11 protein-coding genes and 3 pseudogenes are annotated in these 12,406 nt (G+C 73.6%); 7 read left to right on the top strand and 7 right to left on the bottom strand.

The genetic code is table 11. The features are described 5' to 3' along the window. Positions 1-167: 167 nt before the first annotated feature. A complete protein-coding gene (locus tag EAO77_RS01470; protein ID WP_147986320.1) occupies positions 168-743 on the bottom strand; it encodes a hypothetical protein in 576 nt (191 codons plus the stop codon). Positions 744-864: 121 nt separating this feature from the next. Here EAO77_RS01470 and EAO77_RS38380 point away from each other — a divergent pair, with 121 nt between their 5' ends. Beyond that, positions 865-1,596, top strand: coding sequence for a hypothetical protein (locus EAO77_RS38380; RefSeq protein ID WP_187283085.1), 732 nt, complete (start codon positions 865-867; stop codon positions 1,594-1,596). Between the two features lie 68 nt (positions 1,597-1,664). Here EAO77_RS38380 and EAO77_RS01460 read toward each other — a convergent pair whose 3' ends face one another. Then, on the bottom strand, positions 1,665-2,099 hold the full coding sequence (locus tag EAO77_RS01460) for a MarR family winged helix-turn-helix transcriptional regulator (protein ID WP_147986318.1): 435 nt from the start codon (positions 2,097-2,099) through the stop codon (positions 1,665-1,667). Positions 2,100-2,198: 99 nt separating this feature from the next. Here EAO77_RS01460 and EAO77_RS01455 point away from each other — a divergent pair, with 99 nt between their 5' ends. Continuing rightward, a complete protein-coding gene (locus tag EAO77_RS01455) occupies positions 2,199-3,215 on the top strand; it encodes an NADP-dependent oxidoreductase (RefSeq protein ID WP_147986317.1) in 1,017 nt (338 codons plus the stop codon). 79 nt (positions 3,216-3,294) lie between these two features. Then, positions 3,295-3,717 (top strand): organic hydroperoxide resistance protein, encoded by a 423-nt coding sequence (locus EAO77_RS01450; RefSeq protein WP_147986316.1) that lies wholly within the window; start codon positions 3,295-3,297, stop codon positions 3,715-3,717. Positions 3,718-3,774: 57 nt separating this feature from the next. Here the strand turns inward: EAO77_RS01450 and EAO77_RS01445 are convergent, their stop codons facing one another. After that, positions 3,775-5,865, bottom strand: coding sequence for a M14 family zinc carboxypeptidase (locus EAO77_RS01445; RefSeq protein ID WP_261993761.1), 2,091 nt, complete (start codon positions 5,863-5,865; stop codon positions 3,775-3,777). A gap of 71 nt (positions 5,866-5,936) precedes the next feature. On the opposite strand from EAO77_RS01445, the pseudogene EAO77_RS01440 reads away from it, so the two are divergent. Together EAO77_RS01440 and EAO77_RS41000 are read left to right on the top strand one after the other, a co-directional pair. Further along, a pseudogene (locus tag EAO77_RS01440) lies at positions 5,937-6,296 on the top strand (M14 family zinc carboxypeptidase); the annotation flags it as partial. Positions 6,297-6,399: 103 nt separating this feature from the next. Then, positions 6,400-6,462 (top strand): annotated as a pseudogene (locus EAO77_RS41000) (hypothetical protein); the annotation flags it as partial. A gap of 128 nt (positions 6,463-6,590) precedes the next feature. Here the strand turns inward: EAO77_RS41000 and EAO77_RS01435 are convergent. The 4 genes and pseudogenes from EAO77_RS01435 to EAO77_RS01420 form a co-directional block, all read right to left on the bottom strand. Then, positions 6,591-7,262: pseudogene (locus EAO77_RS01435) on the bottom strand (serine/threonine-protein kinase); the annotation flags it as partial. Positions 7,263-7,294: 32 nt separating this feature from the next. Further along, a complete protein-coding gene (locus EAO77_RS01430) occupies positions 7,295-8,014 on the bottom strand; it encodes a carbon-nitrogen hydrolase family protein (protein ID WP_147986314.1) in 720 nt (239 codons plus the stop codon). Positions 8,015-8,068: 54 nt separating this feature from the next. Then, positions 8,069-9,307 carry a pyroglutamyl peptidase gene (locus EAO77_RS01425; protein ID WP_410088180.1) on the bottom strand — a complete coding sequence of 413 codons (1,239 nt, stop codon included), beginning with the start codon at positions 9,305-9,307 and terminating at the stop codon, positions 8,069-8,071. A gap of 52 nt (positions 9,308-9,359) precedes the next feature. Further along, on the bottom strand, positions 9,360-10,265 hold the full coding sequence (locus tag EAO77_RS01420; RefSeq protein ID WP_147986313.1) for an SGNH/GDSL hydrolase family protein: 906 nt from the start codon (positions 10,263-10,265) through the stop codon (positions 9,360-9,362). A gap of 257 nt (positions 10,266-10,522) precedes the next feature. Here EAO77_RS01420 and EAO77_RS01415 point away from each other — a divergent pair, with 257 nt between their 5' ends. Both EAO77_RS01415 and EAO77_RS38375 read left to right on the top strand, forming a co-directional pair. After that, positions 10,523-11,017, top strand: coding sequence for a DUF3145 domain-containing protein (locus EAO77_RS01415; RefSeq protein ID WP_147986312.1), 495 nt, complete (start codon positions 10,523-10,525; stop codon positions 11,015-11,017). A gap of 670 nt (positions 11,018-11,687) precedes the next feature. Beyond that, positions 11,688-12,406: hypothetical protein (locus EAO77_RS38375; protein ID WP_222723641.1), on the top strand; the 719-nt coding region annotated here is incomplete at its 3' end.

Below are 12,406 nucleotides of genomic sequence, written 5' to 3'. Positions count from 1 at the left end.
GGCGCGCGCTGGGCTGGGCCGGACGGACCTGGGCGCGTGCGCGGTCCGGGGACGGTGTGCCGGGGCTGCGGCCGCGACCGGCGGCCGGTGGTCGCGCACCGTGCCCTGAGGCTCCCGCCACGGTCCGGCGGCCGCGGGAGGGGCCACCGGACGGGCCGGGCCGCCCCTCAGCTCACCGTCTGGAGCAGTCCCCAGGTGAAGTCGGCGGTGCGGGCGGTGGCGGGGTCCGCGGGGTCGGGGAAGGCGAGCCGGAAGCGGGTGGGCGCGGTGCCCTCCAGGGGGCGGACCCCGGGGAAGGCGTGGGCGACCTCGTCGACCGTGCAGGACCAGGGGACCAGGTCCGCCGTCGTGCGCAGGACGGGCCCCGCGGCGCCCGGTGCGCGTACCAGCCATTCGTTCCAGACCGCCCCGCTCCCGGCCACGGCCAGCACCTCGAAGCGCAGATCGGGCCAGAGCGGCACCGGCCACAGGAACGCGTCGCACACGAGGTCGCCGATGCGGCGGCGGCCGGTCGACTCCGGTGCGCCGAGGACCGAGTGGTAGCGGGACAGCGCGCCGCGGCCCCGGGGCGACCGGCACATCGCCTGCCAGCGGCGGTTCGCCTCGCGCATCCCGGCGAGCGGGACGCCCAGCTTCCGGCGGGCGTCGTCGACGAGTTCGGGCCGGTGGTCGGCCATCCGGCGGAGCAGCACGAGCTGGAAGTCGAGGGGACCGAAGGGGGCGTCGGGGCTCATGCCCGACATCCTGCCCCCGCCCGCCGGCGGACACCGCGAGCGGGCACGCCGCGGAGGATGCGGTTCCACACAGGATCCTCACAGAGCGCCCCGCCTCTCGTACGTCCCTTGCGCATAGCCTCCCAAGGCCATGGATTACTGCCACCCCTGCGGACGGCACCTCAACGGCGCTCTGGCCTGTGCCGGGTGCGGTACCCCTGTCGAGGAGCTCCGCCGTCTCAGCTTCACCGCCCCGGCGGCGCGCACCCCTGTCCACGAGCTGGAGCGCGAACCCGAGCCGGAGCCCGCGCGGCCGGGGCCGCGCAGCGCACGCCGGCGGGCGCCGTCGCGCCGCAAGCCGGCTCCGGCGGGGCGCAGGGCGCGCAGGAAGCGCGGGCGCACGACGGCGATCGGGGCGGTCGGCCTGGCGCTGGCCGCGGGCGCCCTGGGGTTCGCGCACTTCGCGGAGGGCCCGGGGGACGACGGGGCGGCGACCGTGGTGAAGGAGAGCGCCGTCGTCGAGACGGAGTCGGCCGAGCCCACGCCGTCCGACCCCACGCCGGACGGCCCGGCCGAGGTGACCGAGCAGCCGGTGGCGTCGTCCGGTTCGCCGCGCCCGGGGCGGACCGCGGTGCCGGTCCGTGCGCCGGGCAAGGACGGTTCGGGCACGCCGGAGGCCGGCCCGGGAGATGCGAGCCCCTCGCCGTCGGCGACCCGCGATCCCGACGGCGCCACCGAGCCCTCGGCGTCCGCGTCGCCGTCCCCGTCGGGTGGTGCTCCGTCGGACGGCACCGGCACCCAGGCGCCGTCGCCCCAGCCCCCGCCGCCGGCCGAGCCGGCGCCCACACCGACGTGCGAGCGGTTCCTGTGGTGGTGTCTGTGACGCGCGGCCGGGGGGCCGGCCAGGGCCTCTCGTCCGGATCCCGGCGGGCCTGACCCGAACGGAAGGCGCTATGCCTCCGCGCCGCCCAGCATCCGTCTGAGCAGATCGCGCAGGAGCGCGCGCTCGGCGGCGGTGAGTTCGGCGAGCGGTTCGCGGGCGAAGTCCAGCGAGGTGCGCAGCCGCCGTGCCAGGTCGCGGCCGTCCGCGGTGGCCGCGGCCAGCTTGACCCTGCGGTCGCCCGGATCGGGGCGGCGTTCGACCAGGCCCCGGGCCTCCAGGCGGTCCACGATGCCGGTGATGTTCGACGGCTCGCACTTCATCGTCCGGGCGATACGGCGCATGGGCAGCGCGTCCATGGACAGCAGTCCCAGGACCCGTGCCTGCGCGCCGGTGAGGGAGTGCTCGGCGGCCGCCCGCTCGTACTCGTCGTGGTAGCGGGCGACGACGGAGCCGATGAGCTCGACGACCTCGACGGTCAGGGGGTCTGCTTGCTGGGCGGCCATGGACACCACGATACCCACATGCTTGACAAGCTGAAATATTCAGGCGCATGGTTGTTTCAGGTTCTGAAGTATTTTGAAGCTCCCCAGGAGGCTCGCAGCATGTCCGCACTTCCCGCGTCCGGCCGTGAATGGCACCTCGTCGCCCGTCCGCACGGCTGGCCCAAGGCAGAGGACTTCGCGCTCCGCGAGGCCGAGGTGACCGCCCCCGCGGAGGGCCGCGTCCTCGTGCGCAACCTCCACTTCTCGGTCGACCCCTACATGCGCGGCCGGATGAACGACGTGAAGTCCTACACCCCGCCCTTCCAGCTCGACCACCCGATGGACGGCGGCGCGGTCGGCGAGGTCGTCGCGTCCGCCGCCGAGGGCTTCGAGGTGGGCGACCACGTGCTGCACGGCCTCGGCTGGCGCGAGTACGCGAGCGTCCCCGCCCAGCACGCCGTCAAGGTCGACGCCTCCCTCGCGCCGCTCTCCGCGTACCTCGGCGTGCTCGGCATGACCGGGCTCACCGCCTACGCGGGCCTCTTCGAGGTGGCCTCCTTCAAGGAGGGCGACGCCGTCTTCGTCTCCGGCGCGGCCGGTGCGGTCGGCAGCCAGGTCGGCCAGATGGCGCGGATCAAGGGCGCCTCGCGGGTCATCGGCTCGGCCGGCTCCGACGAGAAGGTCAAGCTCCTCGTCGAGAAGTACGGCTTCGACGCCGCGTTCAACTACAAGAACGGCCCCGTCGGCAAGCAGCTGAAGGAAGCCGCCCCCGACGGCATCGACGTCTACTTCGACAACGTCGGCGGCGACCACCTGGAGGCCGCGATCTCCTCGTTCAACGTCGGCGGCCGCGCCACCATCTGCGGCATGATCGCCCAGTACAACAACACCGAGCCCGCGCCCGGCCCGCGCAACCTGGCCCTGGTCATCGGCAAGCGCCTGCGGCTGACGGGCATGCTGGTCAACGACCACAAGCACCTCCAGCAGCAGTTCACCGAGGACGTCGCCGGCTGGATCGCCTCGGGCGAGCTGAAGTACGACGAGACCGTCGTCGAGGGCATCGAGCACGGCTACGACGCCTTCACCGGCATGCTCCGCGGCGAGAACACCGGAAAGATGATCGTCTCCCTGGGCTGAGACGTTCACCCGTTAGGCTCTTGCCCAGCCGTCGCGATCGTGGGCGCGAGTCGCGGCGAACCAGCAGGAGGAACGACATATGTCCATCCAGCAGTCCGACGTGCTCTACACCGCCGTGGCCACCGCGGAGAACGGCCGCGACGGGCGCGTCGCCACCGACGACGGCGTCCTCGACGTCGTCGTCAACCCGCCGAAGGCCATGGGCGGCAGCGGCGCCGGCACCAACCCGGAGCAGCTGTTCGCCGCCGGCTACAGCGCCTGCTTCCAGGGTGCCCTGGGCGTGGTCGCCCGCCAGGAGAAGGCGGACATCAGCGGCTCGACGGTCACCGCCGAGGTCGGCATCGGCAAGAACGACGACGGTTTCGGCATCATCGTGAAGATCTCCGCCACGATCCCGAACGTCGACCCGGCCACCGCCAGGGACCTCCTGGAGAAGGCCCACCAGGTCTGCCCGTACTCCAAGGCGACCCGCGGCAACATCACGGTCGACCTGGCCGTGTGACATCGCGCCCGAGGGCCCCTCACCCCGTCCGGGGCGAGGGGCCCTCGGCACGTGCCGTCAGTGCGCCAGCAGCGCCCGCCCGATCTGGGCGAACACCCCCTTGGGGTGCGCCCGGAACAGCGGCTCCGTGCCGAACAGCACCACCGGGGCGCCGGATGCCGCGACACCCGAGACCACCGAGGCCCGCCCGGCAGCGTCCGACGGGCCGCCGCCGCCGTCCTCCGCCGCCCGCCAGTGCCCGGAGACCAGCGGGTTGCCGGTGGCGTACGACTGCTCCACCCGCACTCCGCCGCCGAGCGCGGTGAACCAGCCCGGCGTGTAGACGAAGGTGTGCGCGGGGGCACCCCCGGTGATCGCACCGCCCGCGTTGGTCACCCGCACCACGCCGTTGGCGTCGCCGTTGCCCGTCACCGCCGTCACCTCCAGCAGCCCCGCCGACGCGTTGAACGCCGCACCCTGCTCACCGAGCCCGACGACCGGAACCCCGCTCGCCTCGAACGCCGCCCGCGCGGCAGGGGTGAGCGCCGAGTAGTCCAGGCCGGAGGACACGACCAGCGCGTCCGCCCGCGACCAGTCGAAGCCCGCGTCGAGCACCGCCGTGGACACCGGCTCCACCTCGAAGCCCATCTCGCGCAGCGCGAACAGCTCCCCGGAGGTCACCGCCGCCGCGACCCGGGTGCGGTGCATGTCCGCCACGCCCCGCCGGGCCGCCGCCTCGAAGCGGACCCCGAGGCGTTCCGCGAGGACACGGGCCGCGCCCCGGGCCGAACCCGGGACGACGGCCGAGCCGTCGGCCGCCCGGCGCACCCGGACGCCCTGCGCGAGCAGGGAGTTGACGGCCGCCAGCTCCTTCGGGTCGTCCAGGCGCAGACCCAGGTCGCCGTACGGGGCGACGTACCCGGTGGCGGAGGCGGCGTGCACGGCACGCGCCGGCACCCGCGGCGCCCGCTTCTCGGACCGCTCCACGGTCGCGCCCCACAGCAGACCGAGGCTCCAGCCGGAGATGTCGTACATCGTGGAGACGTCCGCGCTGATGTCCCGCCCGTCGGCCAGGATCACATTGGCCATCCCCCGCTTGGGCTGGTGCATGTCCACGATGTACGAACCGGCCGGATAGGAACGGCCCTCCAGCGCGAAGGCGCGGCGCGCCTGGCCGACCCGTACGTCGTTGGCGACCAGGTGGGCCACCAGCCGGGCCGCCGCCACCGCCGAACGCTGGCCGCGGCCCGCCGGGATCACGTAGGCGCGCGGGAACCGGGTCGTGTAGACGTCCTCCGGACCGATGCCGGGCACCCCCGGCACGGTCTCCTCGGACACCGGACGCTGCGCCTCGCCGGCGGCCCCGCGGCGGAACGTCTCGATCTGGTCGGCGATCACCGAGGTCCGGTGGGTGTCCGTGTACTCCAGGGTCGCGCGCATCGCCGCTCCGGCGATGTCCGTGTTGATGGCGGCCCGCCGGCGCAGTTCCTCCACCGGCAGGGTGGTGTAGGCGCTGTTGTTGACGGTCATCGGGAACTCGACGGTGTGCGAGGCGACCGCGCCCTGGAAGGGCATGTACTGCGGGGTGAAGATCGGCGGCCAGTCGTCCCAGCCCTCCTTCTCGTCCCGGAACGGGATGACGGCGGGCCGCACGCCGTCCTCGGCGGCGGTGTAGCCGAGGCCGTTGACCGCGGCCTCCATGCCGAGCGCGTTGGCGTACGCGTTCTTCAGGAAGAGGTCGTACTCGTAGTTCTCGCCGTGCGGCGGGGTGGTCGGCTCGATCAGGGTGCCGTTGACGTAGCCGTGCAGGTCCAGCATCACGGCGGGCCTGCGGTCGATCGCGATCTGCCGGATCGCCCGGGTCTCGGGCTGGGTCGCGGTGACGAAGTCCCGGTTGAGGTCGAAACCGGCCGCGTTGGCGCGGGTGCCCGCGATCCGGCCGTCCGGGTTGGCGGTGATGTTGAGGAGGATGCGGTTGCGGGACAGCAGGGACGCGGTCCGGGCGTCCTTCGCCTTCGCCAGCTCCTCGACGAGCTTCAGGGCCGCGTCCGTGCCCTCCCACTCGTTGCCGTGGATGTTGTTGTTGATGAAGACCGGCGTCTTGTAGCGGGCCTTGATCCGGGGGTCCTTCGCCGCCCGAGCGGGGTCGTTCCCGATGAGCTCCCGCATCCGCCTCCGCGGCCGCGCTCGCGACCCGCTCCCCCGCGCCGGTCCGCACCGGGGGCTACCCGCGCGAGACCGTGCTCGACGTCCCGCCGGAGAACCCCGCCGACAAGTCCGTCAAGCTCGGCCTGGCGCCCTACCACTCGCTGGCGCCGCGGCTCAACGCCCTCCAGCGGCTGGGCGACCGGGTCAGCGTGGAGGTCGCCGGACGTTCGGCGGGCGGCCACGAGCTGTACCTCGTCACCGTGACCGCGCCGGAGACCGCTGCCCGGGCCCGCGAGCAGGACTGGATGCGGGAGCTCATCGGGAACGACCCCGCTCGGGCGGCGAAGGACCCCCGGATCAAGGCCCGCTACAAGACGCCGGTCTTCATCAACAACAACATCCACGGCAACGAGTGGGAGGGCACGGACGCGGCCCTGAAGCTCGTCGAGGAGCTGGCGAAGGCGAAGGACGCCCGGACCGCGTCCCTGCTGTCCCGCAACCGCATCCTCCTCAACATTGACCGGCCTCAGCGGCACACCGGGAACCTCGCTCTACATGGCGCCCGAGCAGCTGGAGCACGACCGCGGGAGCGCCGCCTCGGACCTGTGGTCGCTCGGGGCGGTGCTGTGGGAGGCCGTCGAGGGCCGGCAGCCGTTCAGCCGGACGAGCCAGGCGGCCGGGTCCTTGACCAGCAGGCCACGGATCACCTCGGTCAGGCCGCCGGCGTGCTCCGCCTCGGGCGGCTCCTCGTCGCAGATCGCGCGGACCACGGCCGCCTGGCTCGTCCGGCTGAACGGCTGCCGGCCCTCGACGGCCTCCCACAGCACCGCCCCGAGCGACCACAGGTCCGAGGCGGCGCTCCCGCGGTCGTGCTCCAGCTGCTCGGGCGCCATGTAGAGCGAGGTTCCCGGTGTGCCGCTGAGGCCGGTCATCTGCGACAGGTCCCCGAGCAGTGCGACGCCGAAGTCGGTGACGACCACCCGGCCACCGGCGACCAGGATGTTGGCCGGCTTGAGGTCCCGGTGGACGACCTCCTTGCCGTGCGCCTCCCGCAGCGCGCCGAGCACCGCCCCGCCGATGCGCGCGGCCTCGTGCACCGGCAGCTTGCCGGACGTGTGGAGCACGTCCTTGAGCGACGGTCCGTCCACGTACTCCATCACGATGGCCGGCGGGTCCAGATGGGAGAGCAGGTCGTGCACCCCGACGACCGCGTCGTGCCGCATCCGGGCGAGCGCCCTCGCCTCGCGCTCGAAGCGGCGCTCCTCCTCGCCGGTGCCGTGGAGGAAGAGCAGCTCCTTCAGCGCGACGCTGCGGCCCAGCCGCTCGTCCTCGGCGAGCCAGACGCGGCCCATTCCGCCCCGGCCGAGGAGCCGGACCAGACGGAACCGCCCGTCGACCAGTTCGCCCCTCTGCCGCATGTACCGAGTCTAGAGCGGCTCATGACGGACCGTCACGCCGTCGGGAGATCCCACACGACGAGCCCCGGCACGGTGCGCCCCGCGGACGCGAGCAGGGAGCCGTCCGGGCCCCAGACGCCGCTGTCGCCCAAACACTCGCCCGCGTCGCCGCCGCCGACCTGGTTGGCGAGGAGCACGTGCAGCGCGTTGTCGCGGGCCCGGACGGGCAGGACCTTCTCGAACGAGTCGTTCTCCGCGTCCAGCGCAGAACTCGCCACGTACACCGCGCAGCCGTCCGCCTTCGCCCGCTCCGCCAGCTCGGGGAAGCGGTTGTCGTAGCAGACGGCGACGGCGAAGCGGACACCGTCGAGGGTGAAGCGGCCGTCGGCGGCACCCGGGACGAAGACCTCCAGCTCCCGGCCGTACAGGCGGGTCTTGTCGTAGCGGGCGAGCAGGCCCCCGTCCGGGCCGACGACGAGGGCGCCGATCGCCGGGCGGTCCTCGCCGGTGACGGCGGCGCAGCCGATCAGCGCGGCCGTGGACGTCGCCCGGCACGCCTCCCGCACGGGGGCCAGCCGCGGGTCGTCCTCGGTCAGCCAGGCGTCCGGGCCCGCGGCGATCGGGTCCAGGGCGTAGCCGTTGGCGGACAGCTCGCAGAAGGCCACGAAGCGCACGCCGCGGTCGCCGGCCTCGCGGATCAGGGCGGCCATGCTGCGCACATTGGCCTCGATGTCGCCGGGTACGGACTCGAACTGCGCGGCTGCGATCCTCATGCGCCCATGATGAGGGGACCCCCGCCCGGGTCGCCGGGCGGGGGTCCCCGCCGGTCAGCCTGCCGCCGCCGCGACCTCGACGATCGCCCGCACCTGGGCGATGATGTCCAGCCGGTTGCGCACGAACTCGGGGTCCGTCACCTCGGTCGTGTTCCCCGCCCCGAACTGGAGCACCGGGGTGTGCACATGACCGCCCGGGGTCGTGAGGCCGAGCCGGTCGCGCAGCAGCGTCGCCCGGTAGGCGATCTCGTTGGAGAGGTAGTCGCCGCCGCCCCCGGCCCGCGCCGCCGAACCGGGTGTCGGCCCCCCGGGGCGGACGACCGGGGCGGTGGCCCCCGCAGGAATCTCGGTCACGGAGGTGTTGTCGTACACCGGGAAGCGGCCGGTCCGCGCTGCGGTGATCGCCGTGTACGGGAGCGTGGTCGCCGTCCACTGCGGCTGCGTCGCCGGGTCGGACACCGGCACGGTCCCGGTGCGCGAGAGGTTGTCGTTGTCGGCGAAGCCGCCGCGCCAGGCTCCGTTGAAGCGTTCGACGTCGATCCGGCCGACGCGGCCCTGGCTCACCGTCGTGAAGAGGTCGGCCCGCGGCAGCACCGGCCGCAGGGCGCGTTCCACGGTGCCGGCGGCGAAGTCCTCCCAGCGGACCGGGAAGACGGCCGTCTCGATGCGGGCGGGGCCGTCGGGAGTGCGGATCCAGGTGCCGTCCAGGGCGAGTGCGGTGGCCCCCGAGGGGTTGCTGATCCGGATGTCCCGGTCCAGCGTGAACGGGTCGAAGCCGGTGAGCACGACGCGCCGCACGCTCCTGCCGCCCGGGAAGTCCATGGAGTCCTGGCCGCGCGACGCCCGTTCCAGGCGGTCCAGCAGGCGGGCGCGCGCCGCGTCGTCGAGGCCGAAGGAGGGCTGCCACACGCGCAGCTGGGAGGTCATGCCGAGCCGGGCCCAGTACAGCGGCCGGTCGTCGTCACGGCTCAGGTCCCCGAGCGCCGGGCCCCGTCCCTGCGCCCGGTCCACGGCCCGCTCCCACAGGGCACGGGCCTGCCGGACGACGGCCCGCTCGGCCTCGTGGTAGGTGTCCGCCGCGGCGAGCGAGCCGGCGAAGGCCGGTGCCACGGAGTCGAATCCGCTGCGCCGCAGGATCTCCTGCGGCACCGCCCGCGTCAGCCGCTGCTCCTCGGCCGTGGGCGAGGGGGCGGGGTCCGTGCTTCTCGCCGCCGCGGGCGGGGCGACGGCGGCACCCAGGGCGAGGGCGGCGGCCAGGGCGAGCACGGTTGCGCGGGGGCGTATCCGGAACACAGTGGTCCTTCCGTCGGGTGGGCGGAAGTATCGCCGCAGCCGGGAATCCTGGCTACGGGGCCGTGATGTGGCGGTAGGCGATGTCGGCCAGCCTCCGCTGCCCGTCCTTGCTCGGGTGGAACCAGTCCCAGCGGCTCAGCTGCGTCTCGGTGAAGCGGAAGCCGAAGACGTCGCCGCCGTCGTGCCGGCACCGCTCGTCCTCGGCGCAGACGTCCTTCAGGACCTGGTTGTAGGCGATCACGCGCTGGTGGACGGTGTCCCTGCGCTGCCGGGCCGGCGCGCTGTCGTCCTGCGCGTCCCCGAGCATGGTGGCGCAGATGCCGAGCTGCCAGATCCGGCTGCCCAGCGCGTCGTCCCGGCCCGTCGCCCACAGACGCTTGAGGTCGGGCACGCTCGACATGTACACCTGGGCCTTGGGCGCCTCCTCGCGCAGGACCTCCATCGCGGTCGTGACGGATTCCCGGAAGGCGTCCACCGGCGTCATCCGGTCCAGGGAGTCCGCGCAGGCGTCGTTGGCGCCGACCATGACCGTGACCAGTTCGGGGCGGTGCGCCGCCGCCTTCGCCATCTGGCCGGGCAGATCGGACGCGTCCGCGCCGGAGACGGCGTGGTTCCAGCTGTGCGAGGCCACCCGGCCGGGTCCGAGCAGCCGCAGCGCGACGGAGTCGACCGAGGTGTCGGATCCGGTGGCCCAGGAGACCTCGGGGCAGTCGGCGAGGACCATGCAGGCGTCGAAGCCGCGGGTGATCGAGTCGCCGACGGCGGCGACGGAACGCGGTGTGCGGTCCCAGAGGGGGGTGGGCGGGGGAGCGGGCCGTGAGGTGGCCGGGCCCGACGGTGTCCCGTGCGGTGACGGTGCGTCACAGGCGGCCAGTCCGGATGCCGTCAGCAGGAGGGTGAGGGCCGCGGCGACCGCTCCCGCCGCACGCGGGCGGCGTGTTGCCGGACGCTGACGCATCCTGTGATCCCCTCCCGAGACCGGCGTCCGACTCCTGCCGGGTGAAAGCTTGGTGCGTACGGGCCCAGGTCCGAGAGTACGGCACCCCTCGGGGGCGCCCGCACGATAGCTTTTCCCCGTCGACCCAGAGGCACCCCGCCCGTCGGCGCCAGTAAATTACATCACGTCACATGATGTCCCTTTTGTGGAGTTTCGCGCCGGATGCTGTTTACTGAGGCCGCTGGGAAGGTGATCCTCGTCCCACACTGGAGGTCCCGGTGACGACACGTGGCGTTCTGTACGTTCACTCCGCACCGCGCGCGCTGTGCCCGCACGTCGAGTGGGCGATCGCGGGGGTGCTCGGCACACGGGTCCAGCTCGACTGGGTCCGCCAGCCGGCGTCGCCCGGCACCTGGAGAGCGGAGTTCTCCTGGCGCGGCGAGGCCGGCACGGCCTCCAAACTCGCCTCCGCGCTGCGCGGGTGGCACCTGCTGCGCTTCGAGGTCGCGGCGGAGCCGTGCGCGACGGCGGAGGGCGAGCGCTACAGCGCGACGCCGGACCTCGGCATCTTCCACGCCGTGACGGGCATCCACGGCGACATCCTGGTCCCCGAGGACCGCCTGCGCGCCGCCATGGCGAGGGCCTCCCGCGGCGAGACGGACCTGGAGGCGGAGATCGCCAAACTCCTCGGGAAGCCGTGGGACGACGAGCTGGAGCCGTTCCGGTACGCGGGGGAGGGCGCGCCGGTCCGCTGGCTGCACCAGGTGGTGTGAGGCCGCGTCCGGCGACTGCGGGGGATGGCCCGATTGTGGCCGAATCATGACCGCAAGGTGAGCCGGATGTGATGAAACGGTGATTGCGGCCGATGGTTCGATGTCGGACTTGTGATCTTGTGAAGTCACCAGCGGCGTGGAATAGTCCCGTTCCGCTTCGTGGGGTCCGGGGGGATCCGCACACAGCCGGAGCACATGGATCGGATTGCCGCCCGGCCCGCCGATGACGGGGCGAGAGGCGATGCGGGGGTGGGGGGCACATGCCGCGCGCATTGGCACGTACGGGGCTCGGGGTGACCGCGTCGGCTCCCCGTGGGCGACCACGGGTGGAAGCCGCCTTCCGGGACGGCCCGGACGCACCGGTCGGGACGCCGACGGCGTCGGCTCCGTAGACCTCCCGCACCGACGGACTCCGACGGCCGCCCGTCTCCTGTGTCACGGCGTCACCCCGCGGCCACCGGCCACCGGCCACTGACGCCCGATGCGGGCACCGTGGGCACCGAATACCCCTTCCCGCACCTCCCCGGCGCCGGCGACGTCGCCCACCGCACGACACCGAACGTGCCGGGGACGGACCGCCGAGCGGCCCCGTCCCCGCGCAGGCACGACGTGACGGTGCAGGGACCTTCGAGGACCAGGCACCCGAGCGCATCCACCCTTCCCTACCGACGTGCGGAGACACGTGATGCCATTTCATGGCCGGTTGCTGAACCGGCGGATACCAGGGCGGCTGCTCGCGGCCACCGCTCTGGGGGTGACGATCGCCCTGACCGGTTCCACCGTTCAGGCGATGCCGCTCACCCTGGAGGAGCAGCAGGGCCGGGGTCGTCCCGGTGTGCAGGACTTCGGCGATCCGGTCGAGGGCCGGGACGCGAAGGCGGCGAAGCGCCCCTCGGACGCGGCGCGGAAGGCGGCCGTCACGGCGCTGGACAAGGCGGTCTGGCCGGGCGGCGGCAGCGCCGAACTCGCCGTCGCGGGGGCGGCGAAGGAGACGCGGATCGGCGGCTTGCCGGTCACCGTGGCCGCCGTACCGGGCAAGGCCGCGAAGTCCGCCCGTTCGGGGAGCGCTTCCACGGCGGCGTCCGTTTCGCCCGCTGAGGTGCGGGTGGATGTGCTGCCGTCGAAGCGGGCCGGTGAGCTGGGTGCCGGTGCGGTGCTGCGGGTGGAGCGCTCCGACGCGGGGGCGAAGGCGGCACCGGTCCGGCTGACGGTCGACTACTCCTCGTTCGCGGAGGGGTACGGCGGCTCGTATGCGTCGCGGCTGCACCTGGTGCAGTTGCCGGCGTGTGCGGCGGTCGCGGTGCCGGGCAGTACGGCGTGTCCGGAGCTGCCGAAGCCGTTGGCGACGGTGAACGATCCCGAGGACCGCACGGTGTCGGCGTCGGTGAC

Source organism: Streptomyces sp. T39 (assembly GCF_008042045.1).
Lineage (GTDB): Bacteria > Actinomycetota > Actinomycetes > Streptomycetales > Streptomycetaceae > Streptomyces.
The sequence above is the reverse complement of the archived record's forward strand: the minus strand, read 5'-3'. Positions and strand labels throughout refer to the sequence as shown.